At 65.6% G+C, this 16,381-nt stretch carries 16 protein-coding genes; 10 read left to right on the top strand and 6 right to left on the bottom strand.

The features are described 5' to 3' along the window. The first annotated feature begins 93 nt into the window (after positions 1 to 93). The 3 genes from rpsU (at position 94) to PAA8504_RS06765 (ending at position 4,336) form a co-directional block, all read left to right on the top strand. Positions 94 to 300, top strand: coding sequence for a 30S ribosomal protein S21 (gene rpsU / locus PAA8504_RS06775; RefSeq protein ID WP_007426337.1), 207 nt, complete (start codon positions 94 to 96; stop codon positions 298 to 300). A 187-nt stretch (positions 301 to 487) separates the two neighbouring features. Next, positions 488 to 1,753 (top strand): diaminopimelate decarboxylase, encoded by a 1,266-nt coding sequence (gene lysA, locus PAA8504_RS06770; protein WP_108893386.1) that lies wholly within the window; start codon positions 488 to 490, stop codon positions 1,751 to 1,753. Between the two features lie 51 nt (positions 1,754 to 1,804). Continuing rightward, on the top strand, positions 1,805 to 4,336 hold the full coding sequence (locus PAA8504_RS06765; protein ID WP_108893385.1) for a TIGR02302 family protein: 2,532 nt from the start codon (positions 1,805 to 1,807) through the stop codon (positions 4,334 to 4,336). A 46-nt stretch (positions 4,337 to 4,382) separates the two neighbouring features. On the opposite strand, the gene PAA8504_RS06760 is transcribed toward PAA8504_RS06765, so the two are convergent. Beyond that, positions 4,383 to 5,264, bottom strand: a complete 882-nt coding sequence (locus PAA8504_RS06760; protein ID WP_146190459.1) for a hypothetical protein — start codon at positions 5,262 to 5,264, stop codon at positions 4,383 to 4,385. Positions 5,265 to 5,270: 6 nt separating this feature from the next. Further along, on the bottom strand, positions 5,271 to 5,741 hold the full coding sequence (gene greA, locus PAA8504_RS06755; RefSeq protein ID WP_108893383.1) for a transcription elongation factor GreA: 471 nt from the start codon (positions 5,739 to 5,741) through the stop codon (positions 5,271 to 5,273). A 109-nt stretch (positions 5,742 to 5,850) separates the two neighbouring features. Between greA and PAA8504_RS06750 the strand changes: the two genes are divergently transcribed. From PAA8504_RS06750 to PAA8504_RS06735, 4 genes are all read left to right on the top strand, one after another. Next, positions 5,851 to 6,819 carry a phosphatase PAP2 family protein gene (locus PAA8504_RS06750; protein ID WP_108893382.1) on the top strand — a complete coding sequence of 323 codons (969 nt, stop codon included), beginning with the start codon at positions 5,851 to 5,853 and terminating at the stop codon, positions 6,817 to 6,819. A 78-nt stretch (positions 6,820 to 6,897) separates the two neighbouring features. Beyond that, complete coding sequence (locus tag PAA8504_RS06745) at positions 6,898 to 8,550, top strand: electron transfer flavoprotein-ubiquinone oxidoreductase (RefSeq protein WP_108893381.1); 1,653 nt, start codon at positions 6,898 to 6,900, stop codon at positions 8,548 to 8,550. Between the two features lie 103 nt (positions 8,551 to 8,653). Then, the gene (locus PAA8504_RS06740) at positions 8,654 to 10,345 is read left to right on the top strand and encodes a tetratricopeptide repeat protein (protein ID WP_108893380.1); all 1,692 of its coding nucleotides are present in this window, start codon (positions 8,654 to 8,656) and stop codon (positions 10,343 to 10,345) included. Continuing rightward, positions 10,335 to 11,165, top strand: a complete 831-nt coding sequence (locus tag PAA8504_RS06735; RefSeq protein WP_108893379.1) for a 4-(cytidine 5'-diphospho)-2-C-methyl-D-erythritol kinase — start codon at positions 10,335 to 10,337, stop codon at positions 11,163 to 11,165. Before PAA8504_RS06740 ends, PAA8504_RS06735 begins: the two co-directional genes overlap by 11 nt. Here the strand turns inward: PAA8504_RS06735 and PAA8504_RS06730 are convergent. Beyond that, complete coding sequence (locus tag PAA8504_RS06730) at positions 11,162 to 12,145, bottom strand: polyprenyl synthetase family protein (protein ID WP_108893378.1); 984 nt, start codon at positions 12,143 to 12,145, stop codon at positions 11,162 to 11,164. The two genes, PAA8504_RS06735 and PAA8504_RS06730, sit on opposite strands and share 4 nt — an antisense overlap. A 44-nt stretch (positions 12,146 to 12,189) precedes the next feature. Between PAA8504_RS06730 and PAA8504_RS06725 the strand changes: the two genes are divergently transcribed. From PAA8504_RS06725 to PAA8504_RS06715, 3 genes are all read left to right on the top strand, one after another. Continuing rightward, entirely contained in the window at positions 12,190 to 12,405 is a 216-nt protein-coding gene (locus PAA8504_RS06725; protein WP_108893377.1) for a putative signal transducing protein, read from the top strand. Next, positions 12,386 to 13,138 (top strand): tRNA1(Val) (adenine(37)-N6)-methyltransferase, encoded by a 753-nt coding sequence (locus tag PAA8504_RS06720; RefSeq protein ID WP_108893376.1) that lies wholly within the window; start codon positions 12,386 to 12,388, stop codon positions 13,136 to 13,138. Before PAA8504_RS06725 ends, PAA8504_RS06720 begins: the two co-directional genes overlap by 20 nt. A 106-nt stretch (positions 13,139 to 13,244) precedes the next feature. Beyond that, positions 13,245 to 13,409, top strand: coding sequence for a YdcH family protein (locus PAA8504_RS06715; RefSeq protein ID WP_108893375.1), 165 nt, complete (start codon positions 13,245 to 13,247; stop codon positions 13,407 to 13,409). A 75-nt stretch (positions 13,410 to 13,484) separates the two neighbouring features. On the opposite strand, the gene PAA8504_RS06710 is transcribed toward PAA8504_RS06715, so the two are convergent. Genes PAA8504_RS06710 through PAA8504_RS06700 form a run of 3 tightly spaced genes read right to left on the bottom strand, consistent with a single transcriptional unit; the run spans position 13,485 to position 16,302 of the window. Next, positions 13,485 to 14,207, bottom strand: a complete 723-nt coding sequence (locus PAA8504_RS06710) for a beta-ketoacyl-ACP reductase (protein ID WP_108893374.1) — start codon at positions 14,205 to 14,207, stop codon at positions 13,485 to 13,487. Between the two features lie 28 nt (positions 14,208 to 14,235). Further along, positions 14,236 to 15,087 (bottom strand): patatin-like phospholipase family protein, encoded by an 852-nt coding sequence (locus PAA8504_RS06705; protein WP_108893373.1) that lies wholly within the window; start codon positions 15,085 to 15,087, stop codon positions 14,236 to 14,238. A gap of 39 nt (positions 15,088 to 15,126) precedes the next feature. Next, a complete protein-coding gene (locus tag PAA8504_RS06700; RefSeq protein ID WP_108893372.1) occupies positions 15,127 to 16,302 on the bottom strand; it encodes an acetyl-CoA C-acetyltransferase in 1,176 nt (391 codons plus the stop codon). Between the last annotated feature and the right edge of the window lie 79 nt (positions 16,303 to 16,381).

The raw sequence follows: 16,381 nt of genomic DNA, 5'->3' as shown, positions 1-16,381 counted from the left end.
GTCGTTGCGCTGGACAACCTAGAGACGCTCGTGTAGAAGGCCACTTCCTGCACGAAATTGAAACTCTAGACTTAGAAAGGTGGTGAAAACCACATGCAGGTCAGCGTTCGCGACAACAATGTCGATCAGGCGCTTCGCGCTCTCAAGAAGAAACTCCAGCGTGAGGGTGTCTTTCGCGAAATGAAGCTCAAGCAGCATTTCGAGAAGCCCTCGGAGAAGAAAGCGCGCGAGAAGGCCGAGGCCATCCGCCGGCAGCGCAAGCTCGCCCGGAAGAAGGCCCAGCGCGAGGGTATGATGTAAGACCCTCTCGGCATTGCCGAACCGATACGAACCGAAGCCCCCGGACTGCCGTTCGGGGGTTTTTCTTTGTCCGCCCCTTGGACAAAGACTGTCCCCCTGACGGGTGGGCGCATTGCGACATCGCCAGCATCTTGCCCGGCGCCCCCGCTGCCTGTAGTCCGGCGCCGCAGCCCGGCCCGAGGATCCCATGGACCATTTTCTGTATCGCGACGGACACCTCATGGCCGAGGACGTGAGCCTGGCCGAGATTGCGGCCGCCGTGGGCACCCCGTTCTATTGCTATTCCACCGCGACCCTGCGGCGGCATTTCCAGCTGTTCGACGATGCGCTGGCGGGGATGGATCATCTTGTCTGCTTTGCGATGAAGTCGCTGTCGAACATCGCGGTGCTGAAGGTCTTGGGCGAATCGGGCGCGGGGATGGACGTGGTTTCGGGCGGGGAATACGCCCGCGCCCGGGCCGCTGGCATCCCGGCGGACCGCATCGTGTTCTCGGGCGTCGGCAAGACGCGCGAAGAGATGGCGATGGCGCTGGACGGCGGCCTGCGCCAGTTCAACGTCGAAAGTGAGCCCGAGCTGCGGGCCCTGTCGCAGGTCGCCGCGGGAATGGGCGCCACCGCGCCGATCACGCTTCGGGTCAATCCGGATGTCGATGCCCGTACGCACGAGAAGATCGCCACGGGGCGCAAGACCGACAAGTTCGGCGTCCCCATCGACCGCGCCCGCGACATATACGCGCTGGCCGCCACCCTTCCGGGGATCGAGGTCGTCGGCATCGACGTCCATATCGGATCGCAGCTCACGTCCCTCGACCCGTTCGAGCAGGCCTATCTGAAGGTCGCCGATCTGACCCGCGAGCTACGCGCCGATGGCCACGACATCCGCCGCCTGGACCTCGGTGGCGGTCTTGGTATTCCCTATACACGCGGGAACGACGCCCCGCCGCTGCCCAGCGATTACGGCGCTCTGATCCGCAGGACCGTGGGCGATCTTGGTTGCGAGATCGAGATCGAGCCCGGCCGCCTGATCTCCGGCAACGCGGGCATCTTGGTCAGCAAGCTTCTGTACGTGAAAGAGGAATCGGATCGCCGCTGGTTGATCGTCGATGCCGCCATGAACGACCTGATCCGCCCGGCGATGTACGGCGCGCATCACGACATCGTCCCGTTGACCGAACCCGAAAGCGGCGTGGGACAGACCGAGGCGGACATCGTCGGCCCCGTCTGCGAAAGCGGCGATACTTTCGCGCGGTCCCGGCCTATGCCACCGTTGGCCGAGGGCGACCTGATCGCCTTCCGCTCGGCCGGGGCCTATGCTGCGGTAATGGCCAGCGAATACAATTCGCGACCGCTGGTCCCCGAAGTGCTGGTCAACGGGGATCAATTCGCCGTCATCCGCGCACGTCCCACGATTGACGAGATGCTGTCGCGGGATACGATCCCGGCATGGCTCTAACGCGGAATTCGCCGTATCGGGCCACCTGAACGGGTTTCGCCCCGGAGGGTCATGACCTCGACCGCACGCCTTCCCACCGCCGCCCGCAAGGGCCTGCGCCGTCCGCTTGCCCTGACGCGCGCCGGCATGGCGGCCGAACGTCTGTCGCGGGCTTTCTGGCCCGTCTGGTCGCTTGTGCTTCTGACGCTGGCGGGTCTGATGCTGGGCGTGCAGGACGTTCTGCCCCTGGAACTGGCGTGGGCCACCGCACTTCTGGTGATTGCCGGCGGGATTGCGGGGCTGATCCGGGGGTTTCGCGTCATGCGCTGGCCGTCCGAGGCCGATGCGCTGGACCGGCTGGACCGGACGCTGCCCGGACGCCCCATTGCCGCGCTGTCCGACGACATGGCCATCGGGGGGAACGACCCCGCCTCCCGCGCGATCTGGGACGCCCATGTCACCCGCATGGCCGACCGTGTACGCGACGCCCGCGCGGTGCAGCCCGACCTGCGCCTTGCCGCGCGCGATCCCTTCGCGCTGCGCTACGTGGCGCTTCTGGCCTTCGCCGTGGCCCTTCTGTTCGGCTCGTTCCTGCGGGTGGGATCCGTCACCCAGATCACCCCAGGCGGGGGGCAGGCGGTTGCCGGCGGCCCCTCGTGGGAAGGCTGGATCGAGCCGCCCGCCTATACCGGTTTGCCGTCCCTTTACCTCGCCGACCTGCCCGACCGCGCGGTCGAGGTGCCCGAAGGCAGTCAGGTCACCCTGCGTCTATACGGAGAGCTGGGCGACCTGACGGTAAGCGAGAGCGTTTCGGCCACGACCGATCCCGCCCCCGCCGCCGAACCGCAGCAATCCTTCCCCGTGAGCCAATCGGGAGAGATCGAGATTGACGGCCCAGGCGGGCGGGCATGGCAGATCGCCATGAGCCCCGACGCACCGCCCGCTGTCGAAGTCACCGGAGAGCCCGAACGCGCGATGGAGGGCGAGTTCCGCCAAGGCTTCGCCGCCTCGGACGATTTCGGCGTCACCGCGGGCGAAGCCCGGATCGCCCTCGACGTGGATCGGATCGACCGGCGCTATGGTCTCTCCATCGAACCCGATCCGCGCGAGCCCCTGACCGTCGACCTGCCCCTGCCCATATCCGGTGACCGGGCCGAATTCACCGGCACCCTGGTCGAGACGTTTTCCGAACACCCATGGGCCAACCTGCCCGTCACAATCACCTACGAAGTCACCGACGAGAGGGGCCAGACCGGCCAGTCCGAGGCGCAGGAAACCGAATTGGCCGGGCAGCGCTTTTTCGACCCCCTGGCCCAGGCCATCGTCGAACAGCGCCGCGACCTTCTGTGGTCCCGCGACAACGCGCGGCGGGTCGGGGACGTGCTGCGCGCGGTCTCTTGGCAGCCCGAGGGGCTGTTCCCGTCGGACACGCTCTATCTTCGCCTTCGCGTCGCGATCCGTAGGCTGGAAGCGGGGCTGGATGTCACCCCCCTCTCGGCCGAACGCCAAGACGAGATCGCCGCCGAGCTTTGGGCCATCGCGCAAGAGATCGAGTTCGGCGACCTCAACGACGCCCGCGAACGTCTGCGCCGCGCACAGGAACGCCTGTCCGAGGCGATGGAGAACGGCGCCGATGAAGCCGAAATCGCCGAACTCATGCAGGAACTGCGCGAGGCGATGAACGACTACATCCAGCAACTGGCGCAGGAAGGGCAGCAGGGCGAAGACCAGCAGCAGGCCCAGGGCGAGATGCAGGAGATGACGGGCGACCAGCTTCAGGAGATGCTGGACGAAATCCAGCGCCTGATGGAGGAAGGCCGCATGGCAGAGGCGCAGCGGCTGATGGAACAGCTCAACCAGATGCTGGAGAACATGCGCGTCACCCAAGGCCAGCAAGGCCAGGGCGAGGGTCAACAGGCGATGCAGGACCTTCAGGACACCCTGCGCGAGCAACAGGACCTGTCCGACGACAGCTTCCAGGACATGCAGGAAGGTCAGCAGGGCCAACAGGGCCAGCAGCAGGGACAGCAAGGCCAGGGTCAGGGCCAACAGCAGGGTCAGAGCCAGCAGCCCGGGCAAGGACAACAGGGCCAGGGTGCGCAGCCCGGTGAGGGCCAAAGTCTAGCCGACCGTCAGCAGGCCCTGCGCAACGAATTGAACCGCCAGCGCGGCAACCTGCCCGGCGCGGGCACGGACGCCGGGAACGCCGCTCGCGAATCGCTCGACCGGGCCGATGACGCCATGGAAGGGGCCGAAGATGCGCTACGCGAGGGCGACACGCCGCGCGCGCTGGACCGGCAAGCCGACGCGATGGAGGCCCTGCGCGAGGGGATGCGCAACCTCGGCGAAGCCATGGCGCAAGAACAGCAGAACGGTCAGGGCCAAAGCCAGGCGCAGGGCGACCCGAACGGCCAATCCCGCGATCCGCTGGGCCGTCAGGCCGGCGAGACCGGCCAGATGGGCTCGAACGAGCAGTTGCTGGGTCAGGACGACGTGCGCCGGCGCGCGGAAGAGCTTCTGGACGAGATCAGGCGTCGGTCGGGCGAACAGGGCCGTCCCGAACAGGAACTGGACTACCTGCGCCGCCTTCTGGACCGGTTCTGATCCGACGAACCGAAACGGGGGCATTTCGACCGCGGGGCCGAATCCCCTAGTCGAACGTCCCCAAGGCGCGCCCCAACAGCATGAAGGCACGCGCCGTCCGGGTTTCGGATAGCTGCGCAAGTTCACCGTCGGACAGGCGCGGCTCGACCCGCGCCAGAAGCTGGTCGAAGACGCGCAGGAAATGCAGAGACGCGTCGCGGAAAATCGTGTCCACCCGCAGGCGCTGCGTGACGAGGGCCAGAGGCTCCTCCTCGCGGATTCCGCCGACAGCACCGATCCGCGCGCCGCGCTCACCGGTGGCGAAGCGCCGCCACAACTCGGGGCGCGCGCGCTCGACCGACAGATCGTCTGTATATATCCCGTCCTGACTGAGCAGGGTCAGAACGTCCTGTGCGGCGGTCACGACGATCTTGCCATGGTGATCGGACAGGGCGCGCCGCAGGGCGCGGAACCCCTCGCGGTCGTCGGCATCGGCCGGGAACTGAAGCGCCGAGATCAAGTCGCCGACCGACAGAGGCTCGACCTCGGCATCGGGCTTGGGGTCCAGCCGCAATGCGGCCTGAACGCTGGCGGGTTTGGGCTGCGCGACCGTGGTCGGCGTGGTGTAGGTCGGGCGGCTGATCGCGGCCAGAGCGGTGTCGAGCTTCTTGGACATCTCGGCCAGGTCGCCGGGCGCACGCACGCCCGATAGGCTGCGCGCCAGCGCGTCCATCCGTTGCGACAAGATCGCGGCGATCCAGATCAGCGCGACGGGGCCCAGAACCGCGACCGGGACCATCAGCACGCGCAACGGATCCAACGCTGCCTCGCCCCCGGAAAATCCGAAGAACACGAGAGCCGAGATCGCCAGCCACAAAACCGTGCCGATCCAGGCCAACCCCGTCCCAATCGGCCGGGGGGGCACTGCGGGAGGGGTGTTGTTCGACATGATACCCTAGATGTAATCGACGGAGAGGATCTCGTAGGACTTCTCGCCCCCGGGGGTTCGCACCTCGACGGAATCGCCTTCTTCCTTGCCGATAAGCGCGCGCGCGAGGGGCGACTTCATGTTTAGCTTGCCGTTTTCCAGGTTGGCCTCGGGCTCGCCCACGATCTGATAGGTCTTTTCCTCGTCGGTATCCTCGTCCACGACCTTGACCGTGGCGCCGAACTTGATCGGCCCCGACAGCTTGGACACGTCGATGACGTCCGCGCGGGACAGGATCCCCTCGATCTCCTTGATGCGGCCCTCGATGAAGGACTGCTTTTCCTTGGCCGAATGATACTCAGCATTCTCGGACAAATCGCCATGCTCGCGCGCTTCCGAGATCGCCTGGATGATCTCGGGGCGATCCTTCGATTTCAGGCGCTTGAGTTCGTCGTTCAGTGCGGTCTGGCCGTTACGGGTCAGCGGAATCTTTTCCATGTGTTCATCCTTCGGCCCGGAAAGGCCGTATTCTCGTCAAGTCTTCGGTCCACTCATCGTTATAGTCTGACGCCGACGACAGAAAGCAGTTTACCGGGGCCCCTCGACCATGCGCGGCTTTTTTCTCGCAACACTGGTCTATGCCGTCGCCGCGATCCTGTTTGCCGTCGCGTCCGGCCAAAGCGCGGTCGAGACAGTGTCGAACCTGGCATTCCGCCTGACCGTCTTCCTGCCGCCCCTTGCGGGCATCGCCGCCCTTGCCGTCGCGGTTTGCGCATTGACCACGCGGGGCCGTGCGTTTCTGTCCCAAGGCGGTCGCGTGGGGCAAATCTGCCTTGCCGTTGTCGCAGCCGCATTGTTTCAGGCGGCCTTCGTCGCGGTCAAGACCGCAATGCCGGGGATTGTGCCTTTCTATGCCGACCCCGGGCTGGCGCAGCTGGATCTGCTCTTTCACGCGGGACACGCCCCCTGGATCGCCGTGCACGCGGCGATTCCGGCAGTTCCCGTGTTGGCGATCGACGTCATATACGTTCTTGTCTGGGGCATCGTCGCGACGGGCTTCCCCGTCTTGCTGGCCTTCGATCCCGATGCCACGCGACAGCGGCGTTTCGTGGTCCTGTTCTTCGTCGTGTGGGTCGGGTGCGGCAATGTTCTGGCGCTGGCGGTGATGTCGGCCGGCCCGGTCTATTTCGACGCCCTGACCGGAACACAACGCTTCGCGGGCCTGATCGACGCGTTGCAGACTTCAGGCATGGCGCAAAGCCAGATCGGCGCCCTGCAGGACATGCTTTGGGAGGCCTACGCCTCGGGGCGGAACCAGGTGGCCAGCGGGATATCCGCGTTTCCGTCGGTTCACGTGGCCGCAGCGACGCTGTTGGCATTGTATACCCGGGATCGCCGGCCGGGACTGACTGTGATGGCGATTGCCTTCCTGGGCGCGATCCTGATCCTGTCGGTCTATACCGGGTACCATTACGCCATCGACGGCTATGCCTCGATCGCCCTCGTACTGTTGGCCGCCCGCGCCTGGAAACGGGTGGATTACGGCGTCGAACGACAGGTGGCGCGGATGGCGTAACGCCGTGTCGCAATTGACCCCGGGCCAATCGGACAGATATTGACACCGAAATCCGCGATCTTGCCCAAGGGGAACGAAATGTCCGAAACGACCCGCGAAGCGATGGAATACGACGTGGTCATCGTCGGAGCCGGTCCGGCCGGCTTGTCGGCGGCCATTCGGCTCAAGCAACTCTCCCCCGAGCGGGAGGTCGTCGTGCTCGAAAAAGGCTCCGAGGTCGGCGCGCATATCCTGTCGGGTGCCGTTCTGGACCCCATCGGACTGAATGCTTTGATCCCGGACTGGAAGGAAAAGGGCGCGCCCCTGAACGTCCCCGTGAAGGAAGACAAGTTCTTCTACCTGGGCGAATCCGGCAAGGTGGGCATCCCGACCAAGCTGATGCCGCCCCTGATGAACAACCACGGCAACTATATCGTCTCGATGGGGAATGTCTGCCGCTGGCTGGCCGAACAGGCCGAGGAGCTGGGCGTCGAGATCTTCCCCGGCATGGCCTGCTCCGAACTGATCTATGACGAGCATGGCGCTGTGAAGGGCGTCGTCGCCGGCGAATTCGGCCGCAATCCCGATGGCACCGAGGGCCCCGGATACGAGCCGGGGATGGAGCTTCACGGCAAATACGTCTTCCTGGGCGAGGGCGTGCGCGGATCGCTGTCCAAGCAGGTCACCGCGAAATACGAGCTCGACGCGAAATCCGACGTCCAGAAATACGGCCTCGGCATGAAAGAGATCTGGGAGGTCTCGCCCGAGAAGCATCAGGAAGGCCGCGTCGTCCACACGATGGGCTGGCCGCTGGGCAACAACGCGGGCGGCGGATCGTTCGTCTATCACCTTGAGAACAATCAGGTCTATGTCGGCTTCGTCGTGCACCTGGGCTACGAGAACCCGCATGTGAACCCCTATCTGTCGTTCCAGCAGTTCAAGCATCACCCCTACATGAAGGACCTGCTGGAAGGCGGGAAGCGCGTGGCCTATGGCGCGCGCGCAATCACCGAAGGCGGCTGGCAGTCGCTGCCCAAGACCGCCTTCCCGGGCGGCGCGCTTCTGGGCTGTGCCGCGGGGATGGTCAACGTCCCCCGGATCAAGGGCAACCACAACGCCATGCTGTCGGGCAAGGCCGCGGCCGAGGCGGCCCATTCCGCGATCGAGGCCGGGCGCCGGTCCGACGTGCTGGAGGAATACGACCGCGACGTGCGCAACGGCCCCATCGGCAAGGACCTCAAGCCCGTTCGCAACGTCAAGCCGATCTGGTCCAAGTACGGCCTTCAGGCCTCGCTCGCCATGGGCGGGTTCGACATGTGGACCAACACCCTGGGTTTCTCGCTTCTGGGCACTCTTAAGCATGGCAAGACCGATGCCGAGGCCACGCAAGAGGCGTCGAAGCACAAGAAGATCGACTATCCCAAGCCGGACGGGAAGCTGTCCTTCGACCGGCTGACCAATGTCAGCTTCTCGAACACCAACCACGCGGAAAACCAGCCGGCGCACCTGAAGCTCAAGGACCCTGAACTACCGGTGAAGGTGAACCTGCCGAAATACGCGGGCCTGTCGCAACGCTACTGCCCGGCGGGCGTCTACGAGTTCGTCAAGGACGAGGATTCGGGCGAGGATCGGTTCGTCATCAACTTTCAGAACTGCGTCCACTGCAAGACCTGCGACATCAAGGATCCGATGCAGAACATCGTCTGGACCACGCCGCAGGGTGGTGACGGGCCAAATTACCCGAACATGTGAGGTCTGGCGTCACCTTCGCACGGGGTGGCGCGATTGCCCTTCGGGTGCATCACGACTAGCTTCGGTGCGACTGCCGGTCTGACCCCATGCAAAGGACCCAATGATGTTCCGCCCGCTGATCCTTGCCGCAGGTCTGGCCTGCGCTGCCATGCCGGTCACAGCCCAGCCCATCGCCGGGTCGTACCTGGCCGGGCGTGCGGCGCAGATGAACGACGATTTCGGCGCCATGGCCCGTTATCTGTCCGAGGCACTGACAACCGACCCGCAGAACCTTGCCATCATGGAGGCGCTGACCGGTGCCTACATGTCCCTTCTGGAGTTCGACCGCGCCGATACGGTGGCCAGCGAACTGGTCGAAGCGGGCGGGAACAGTCAGATCGCCGCGCTCGCGTTGCTCAGCGCGGATGCCGGGGCCGGGGCGTGGTCCGATCTTCTGAACGACCTCGACAGCGGTGTGACCGTTGGCCCTCTCTATGACGGGTTGATGCGGGGGTGGGCGCTTCTGGGCCTCGACCGTCCCGAAGACGCGCTGGCCGCGTTCGACGGCGTGGCCGAGGATCAGGGCGTCGAAGCGTTCGGCGTGTACCACAAGGCCCTCGCCCAAGCCGCGCTTGGCCGGTTCGAGGATGCCGCGGCGACGCTGGACGCCCATGACGAGCTGCGCCTGACGCGCCGCGGCATGAAGGCCCAGGCCGAGATCCTGTCGCAAGTCGGCCGTTTCGACGAGGCACGGACCCTGCTGCAAGAAGAAACCGGCTCGAACCTCGACGCCACGCTCGAAGCGACCTTTGATGCGCTGGCCGACGGAACGCCGCTACCGTTCAGCGTGGCCCCCGACGCCCGCGCCGGCGCGGCCGAGGTTGCCTTCGACATCGCCAACACCGTGGTGGGCGAAACCGCGGCCAGCTATGCGCTGCTCTATTCGCGTATCGCAGAATACCTACGCCCCGCCCATGTCGAGGCGCGGCTACTGTCGGCGATCCTGCTCGAGGATATCGGGCAATACGACCTGGCCATCGATGCCTACGATTCGATCCCGACCGACGCCCCGGCTTATATCAGCGCCGAGCTTGGCCGGGCCGAAGTCATGCGCGAAGCTGGCCGGACCGACGCGGGCATCGAGGCGGTCGAATCCTTGGCCAAGGCGTTCCCCGAAGAGCAGATCGTCCACATCGCGCTGGGCGATGCCTTGCGCGAGGAAGCCCGCTTCGCCGAGGCGCGCGCCGCCTACGACACCGCCATCGAACTGACCCAGACCGGGGGCGCCGTGCCGTGGGTCGTCTATTTCGCCCGTGCCATCACGGCCGAGCGGCTGGGCGACTGGGACGCGGCGGAATCGGATTTCCGCCAGGCGCTGGAGCTGAGCCCCGACCAGCCGCAGGTTCTGAACTACCTTGGATATTCCCTGGTCGAGCGTCAGGAACGACTCGACGAAGCCCTGAGCATGATCGAACGCGCGGTGGACGCTGCGCCCAACTCCGGCGCGATCACCGACAGTCTGGGATGGGCCCTGTACCGCCTGGGTCGTTATTCAGAAGCTGTGGCCCCGATGGAACGGGCTGTCGAACTGATGCCGGTCGACCCGGTCGTGAACGACCATCTGGGCGACGTGCTCTGGGCCGTCGGGCGCGAGCTCGAGGCCCGGTTCCAGTGGCAGCGCGCCCTCAGCTTCGTCGACAACGACACGGCAGACGAGGTCGACCCCGACCGCATCCGTCGCAAGCTCGAGGTTGGGCTGGATGCGGTTCTGGAAGAGGAAGGCGCCCCCCCGTTGAGGATGGCCGATGGCGGCTGAGGCATTCGCCCCCGCGAAGATCAACCTGGCCCTGCACGTCACTGGCAAGCGATCCGATGGATACCATCTGATCGATTCGCTGGTGGTGTTCGCGGCCGTTGGCGACAAGGTGACGGCCGAACCGTCCCGCGACGGCAACTGGCACCTGGCGATCAACGGGCCTTTCGCCTTGGGACTGAACCCCGACCCCAGTAATCTGGTCATCAAGGCCGGAAAGCTCAGTGGTGATCCACCCGCCCTGTTCACCCTGACCAAGCGCCTGCCCATCGCCGCCGGGATCGGCGGTGGCTCGTCCGACGCCGCGGCGGCCTTGCGTGCCCTGTCGGACATGGACGGCCGCCCAATTCCACAAGATGTGGTCTCCCTCGGGGCGGATGTACCGGTTTGCCTGCGCGCCGAACCCGCCAGAATGCGTGGGATCGGCGAGGATCTGTCGCCCGTCCCGCCCATGCCGAAGGTCTATCTGGTCCTGGTCAACGCAACGCGGCACATGTCGACCAGGGCCGTGTTCCAGACACTGGAAACCGCTGACAACGACCCGATGCCCGACCCTGTCCCGTGGGACGACGCGGCGGCGCTGGCCGACTGGCTGAAGACCACCCGCAACGATCTGGAACCGCCAGCGCGGCGCCTGGACGGGACAGTCGCCAGAACGATTGACCGGATCGAAGACACCGAGGGGTGCCTTTTCGCGCGCATGTCGGGATCGGGCGCGACCTGCTTCGGCCTCTATGCGTCCGAGGACAACGCGCGGCGGGCCGCAAAAGCGATCCGCGGCTTTGAACCCGAATGGTGGGTCACCACCACGACCCCGCTCTAGCGCAGACGCTCCACCACGAAATCGGCCAGATCGGACAGCATCCCGCGCAACGGGTGATCGGGAAGCTGCTGCAATGCATCCTTTGCCTTGTCGGACCAGCCCAGCGCGGTGGCCCGGGTGGATTCGAGGGCGCCTGTTTGGGTCAGCAAGGCCTGCGCGCGCTCCAAATCGCCGTCTTCCTGCCGCCCCTTGCCGATGGTGCGGGCCCAGAAGGTCCAATCCTCGCCCTGCGCATTCGCGATGGCGCGGATCAGGGGCAGGGTCATCTTGCGCTCGCGGAAATCGTCGCCCACGCCCTTGCCGGTCTCGTCCAGCCAGTCGATCACGTCATCGGCCATCTGGAAAGCAATTCCAAGCGCGTCGCCATAGGTGTGCAGCGCGCGCACCTGATCCTCGGTTCCGCCCGCGATCACGCCGCCCACCTCGGTCGCGGCCGAAAACAGCGCGGCCGTTTTGCCCCGCACGATCCGCAGATACGTCTCCTCGCCGGTCGACAGATCGCTCATCGCGGTCAGCTGCAGGACCTCGCCCTCGGCGATCGTCGCGGCGGCGTTGGCCAGGATATCGAGGACGCGCAGCGATCCGGTCTCGACCATCAACTGAAAGGACCGGGCGAACAGGTAGTCCCCGACCAGCACACTCGACTTGTTATCCCACAGCAGGTTTGCCGTGGGTCGCCCGCGCCGCTTGGACGATTCGTCGACGACGTCGTCATGCAGAAGGGTGGCCGTGTGAATGAACTCGACCGTGGCCGCAAGATGCACGTCGTAGGGGCCGGGATACCCCAGCAGGCGTGCGCTGGCCAAGGTCAGCATGGGCCGGATCCGCTTGCCTCCGGCGCCGACCAGATGCTGCGTCACCTCGGGGATTCGCGGCGCGTTTTCGGACGCCATGCGGTCGCGGATCAGCGCGTCCACCTCGCCCAGCGGAGCGGCCAGCGCGTCGGCCAGCCTTTCATGCGGTTTCACCTGCGCATCCATCGCGCCCCCTTTCCCCTGCCGGCCCCTCAAGCTACCTGTGGACCATGAAGGAACTCATGCGTTCGAACGAACCGACCAGCCTGGCCTTCGCCAAGGCGCTTCTGTCCGGCGAGGGGATAGAGGTGTTCGAGCTCGACGTCCATACGAGCGTGTTGGAAGGGTCCATAGGTATTCTGCCCCGCCGCCTCATGGTGGCAGATCGCGACCATTTCCGCGCTGTGGCAATCCTGCGCGATAACGATGTCGACCGCGGATACTGAGACCGCGGACGCCTTCCTCGGCGGCCGTCTGATCCTGCATCAACCCCGGACAGGCTATCGCGCGGGCGCGGACCCCGTGCTTCTGGCTGCGGCGGTCACGGCGCGACCTGGCCAAAGCGTGCTGGATCTGGGCTGTGGTGCGGGTGCGGCGATGTTCTGTCTTGCGGCACGGGTACCGGGGCTGGAAATGCATGGGCTGGAAGTCCAGCACCTCTATGCCGCCCTCGCCGAACGAAACGCGGCGCGGAACGGAATTGCCGCGACCATCCATCGCGGCGACCTTTCGGCAATGCCAGCGACGCTGCGCGCCATGCGCTTCGATCACGTCATCAGCAATCCGCCCTATCACGACCGCGGAACCGGTACGCCCTCGACCCATCCCCCGCGAGAGACCGCGTTCGGAGAAAGCCTGCCCCTGGCCGACTGGGTCGCCCTCGGCGCCCGCCGGTTACAGCCGCGCGGCACGATGAGCGTGATCCAGAAGGCGGACCGCCTGCCCGACCTGATAACGGCGATGGCGACCGCCTTGGGCAGCATCCGCATCCGCCCCATCCAACCGCGCGAGGGTCGCCCCGCCTCTCTCGTCATCGTTCAGGCGATCAAGGGCGGGCGCAGCCCGGCACGCCTCGACCCGCCCCTTGTGCTGCACACAGCGCCCCTGCACCAGACAGACAACGGCGACCTAAGCGGCGCGGCGCGGTCCATTCTGCGCGATGGCGCGCCGCTTTTGTAACTTCCGGCAAATTTTTGCCATGCCCAAGGACATTTTAGGTAACGGGAAGATGACAACCCGAGGTCGAGTTCCTATCTTCATAAGTGCATAACAACGGAGGTGATGCATGTCTGTCCATTCGCACGTTCAGGAACTGCGGAAGAAGCACCAGACTCTCTCGGCACAGGTTGAGGCAGCGCAAAGAAGTCCGGCCGCCAATGACCTTGAGATCACCAATATGAAACGACAAAAACTGCGACTGAAGGAACAGATCGAACGTCTGTCCCACTGATCGTACCCGCACTATTGTGAAAGGCCGGTCCCGCGGGACCGGCCTTTCTTGTATTTGCCGGGCGTTGGCCGCGGCTCAGGACAGGTATTGCCCCCCATTGGCGCTGAGCGTTGCGCCGGTGATGAACCCCGCATCGTCCGACACCAGAAACGCCACGCAGCGCGCAATCTCGTCCGGCTCGCCCAAGCGGCCCACGGGGATCTGGGCGACGATCTGTTCGCGCACCTTCTCAGGCACCGCCATCACCATATCGGTTGCGATATAGCCCGGGCTGACCACGTTGACCGTTATACCCTTCTTCGCCCCTTCCTGGGCCAGGGCCTTGGTGAACCCTATGTCGCCGGCCTTGGCAGCCGAGTAGTTGGCCTGCCCGAACTGCCCCTTCTGCCCGTTGATCGAGCTGATGGTGACGATCCGCCCGAAGGACCGATCTCGCATCCCGGTCCAGACGTTGTGGGTCATGTTGAAGACGCCGGTCAGGTTGGTGTCGATCACCGCCTTCCACTGGTCCGGCGTCATCTTGTGGAAGGGCGCATCGCGGGTGATGCCCGCATTGTTGATCAAGATTTCTACCGGGCCCATGGCCTCCTCGACCTCGGCAATACCGGATTTGCAGGCGTCGTAATCGCCTACGTCGAACTTGAACGTGCGGATGCCCGTCTCGTCCGTGAAGGCCTTTGCGGCCTCGTCGTTGCCGCCGTAGGTCGCCGCGACCTCGTGCCCCGCAGCCTTCAGCGCCTTCGAGATCGAAGCGCCGATGCCCCGGCTCCCCCCCGTCACGATCGCTACGCGTCCCATGATGTCTCCTCCTCCTCGGTTTCTGATTCTATCGTGTTGTGATCTCGTGGATGTTCTTAAGGAACTCCCGCCCGTCCGCCTCGCCCAGATCCCAAGTGTCACGCAGCTTCTGGGGATCGGTGAAGTCGATCTTGTCGGCGGGCACCGGCTCGGACGGCTGGACGTAGACGCGGCCCGGCGCCTGAGGCAGGTCGCGAAAGCGCTTGGTCAGAAGGATCAGGGTCGATCCTTCGTCCGGGACCGGCAACGGCGCCTGGTCCACCATGCCTGCATCGATGGCGGGTGCCCCATCCCACAGCGGCGGATCGAAGGCCGGCGGAATTGTCGCCGCAGCGCAGACCAAGTTCACGATCCGGCCGTTCAGGGCTGCCTCGCGGCCGTCGATCAGCTCGCCCACCAGACCCGCAGCCTCGGCCCAGCGCAGGTGCGGGTTCGACCGGACGATGGTGTCTGCCTCGTAGACCAGCGTCATCGCGGCGCCGGTCAGCTTGGCCCAGTCATGGTCCGGTGGCCGCGCGATCAGGATCTGAAGCTGCGGGCCCGTGGACAACAGGCGCTCGGCCTCGGGGTCACCGAAGCACCGATCGATCACCTCGCGATAGATCAACTGGTGAGGGCTGTTGCCGCGCTTGCCATCGAAGGGCTCGTGCAAGGGAATGTTGCGGTCGTGCCGTTCGAAGGCCTCGATGAAGATGTCGCGCACGCGAGTCCCGCGATGGGTGACGAACCCGCAGGCCGAGCATGCCCCACCCGAGACGCCGGTGATCCGCGCCGGGTCGAGGGGGATCTCCTGGCGCAGGACCTCCATGAAGCCGCCCTGCCACATGCACCGCGTGCCGCCGCCCGAAAAGACGATCTGATCGAAGAATGTGTCACTCATCGGTGCGCAGGCCGCGCCTCGGGCACGGCCCGTTCCCAGTCACGGACGCTCGACGCACAGCGCGACGCCCATGCCGCCGCCGATGCACAGGGTTGCCAGACCTTTCTTCGCGTCGCGCCGCTTCATCTCGAACAGAAGGGTGTTCAGGATCCGGGCCCCCGACGCGCCGATCGGGTGGCCGATGGCGATGGCGCCGCCGTTCACGTTCACGATCTCCGGATCCCAACCCATCTCCTTGTTCACCGCGCAGGCCTGCGCGGCGAAGGCTTCGTTTGCCTCGACCAGGTCCAGATCGCCCGGCGTCCATCCGGCCTTTTCCAGCGCCTTGCGGCTGGCGCCGATGGGACCGGTGCCCATGATCGACGGGTCGAGGCCCACGGTCGCGTAGCTGACGATCCGGGCCAACGGCTCGATCCCCTTGGCCTCAGCCGCGTCGGCAGACATCAGAAGGACCGCGGCGGCCCCGTCGTTGATCCCGCTGGCGTTGCCCGCGGTGACCGATCCGTCCTTGGTGAAGGCCGCGCGCAGCTTTCCCATGCCTTCGACGCTGGCGCCTTCGCGGATGTGCTCGTCGCGGTCGACCACGGTGTCGCCCTTGCGACCCTGGATCGTGAAGGGCACGATCTCGTCCTGGAACTTGCCGTCGGCGCGCGCCTTTTCGGCCTTGTTCTGCGATTTCGCGGCGAATGCGTCCTGGTCCTCACGGCTGATCTGCCATTGCTCGGCCACGTTCTCGGCCGTCTGGCCCATGTGATAGCCGTTGAAGGCGTCCCAAAGTCCATCGCGGATCATCGAGTCGATGAACTTCACGTCGCCCATCTTGTGACCCTGTCGCAGGTTCGCCACGTGCGGCGCCATTGACATGTTTTCCTGCCCGCCGGCGGCGACGATCTCGGCATCACCCAGTTGGATGTGCTGCGCGGCGAGCGCGACCGCCCGCAGCCCCGAGCCGCAGACCTGGTTGATGCTCCACGCGGCGGATTCGATGGGAAGGCCCGCGTTGATATGGGCCTGCCGGGCGGGGTTCTGCCCTTGGCCGGCGGTCAGGACCTGGCCCAGGATCGTCTCGCTGACTTCTGAAGGGTCGATCCCGGCCCGCTCAACCACGGCCTTCAGGACATGTGTCCCGAGGTCGTGCGCTGGCGTGTTGGCGAACGAGCCGTTGAAAGTGCCCACGGCTGTGCGTGCGGCGGATGCGATGACGACGTTGGTCATGAAGGTCCCCGGTTGATCCTGTAACGTGACGGCAAGGCTGCGGCTTGCCGCTTCGCCGTCACGTTACAGGTTTTCCGGG

The sequence above is a fragment of the Palleronia abyssalis genome (assembly GCF_900302445.1).
Classification (GTDB): Bacteria; Pseudomonadota; Alphaproteobacteria; order Rhodobacterales; family Rhodobacteraceae; genus Palleronia; species Palleronia abyssalis.
Note: the sequence above shows the minus strand (reverse complement) of the source record. Positions and strands in the feature narration are given on the sequence as shown.

Bases quoted from the DNA above. Each gene is read 5' to 3' on its own strand.
- rpsU (WP_007426337.1), top strand. From the start codon at position 94: ATGCAGGTCAGCGTTCGCGACAACAATGTCGATCAGGCGCTTCGCGCT.
- lysA (WP_108893386.1), top strand. From the start codon at position 488: ATGGACCATTTTCTGTATCGCGACGGACACCTCATGGCCGAGGACGTG.
- PAA8504_RS06765 (WP_108893385.1), top strand. From the start codon at position 1,805: ATGACCTCGACCGCACGCCTTCCCACCGCCGCCCGCAAGGGCCTGCGC.
- PAA8504_RS06760 (WP_146190459.1), bottom strand. From the start codon at position 5,264: ATGTCGAACAACACCCCTCCCGCAGTGCCCCCCCGGCCGATTGGGACG.
- greA (WP_108893383.1), bottom strand. From the start codon at position 5,741: ATGGAAAAGATTCCGCTGACCCGTAACGGCCAGACCGCACTGAACGAC.
- PAA8504_RS06750 (WP_108893382.1), top strand. From the start codon at position 5,851: ATGCGCGGCTTTTTTCTCGCAACACTGGTCTATGCCGTCGCCGCGATC.
- PAA8504_RS06745 (WP_108893381.1), top strand. From the start codon at position 6,898: ATGTCCGAAACGACCCGCGAAGCGATGGAATACGACGTGGTCATCGTC.
- PAA8504_RS06740 (WP_108893380.1), top strand. From the start codon at position 8,654: ATGTTCCGCCCGCTGATCCTTGCCGCAGGTCTGGCCTGCGCTGCCATG.
- PAA8504_RS06735 (WP_108893379.1), top strand. From the start codon at position 10,335: ATGGCGGCTGAGGCATTCGCCCCCGCGAAGATCAACCTGGCCCTGCAC.
- PAA8504_RS06730 (WP_108893378.1), bottom strand. From the start codon at position 12,145: ATGGATGCGCAGGTGAAACCGCATGAAAGGCTGGCCGACGCGCTGGCC.
- PAA8504_RS06725 (WP_108893377.1), top strand. From the start codon at position 12,190: ATGAAGGAACTCATGCGTTCGAACGAACCGACCAGCCTGGCCTTCGCC.
- PAA8504_RS06720 (WP_108893376.1), top strand. From the start codon at position 12,386: ATGTCGACCGCGGATACTGAGACCGCGGACGCCTTCCTCGGCGGCCGT.
- PAA8504_RS06715 (WP_108893375.1), top strand. From the start codon at position 13,245: ATGTCTGTCCATTCGCACGTTCAGGAACTGCGGAAGAAGCACCAGACT.
- PAA8504_RS06710 (WP_108893374.1), bottom strand. From the start codon at position 14,207: ATGGGACGCGTAGCGATCGTGACGGGGGGGAGCCGGGGCATCGGCGCT.
- PAA8504_RS06705 (WP_108893373.1), bottom strand. From the start codon at position 15,087: ATGAGTGACACATTCTTCGATCAGATCGTCTTTTCGGGCGGCGGCACG.
- PAA8504_RS06700 (WP_108893372.1), bottom strand. From the start codon at position 16,302: ATGACCAACGTCGTCATCGCATCCGCCGCACGCACAGCCGTGGGCACT.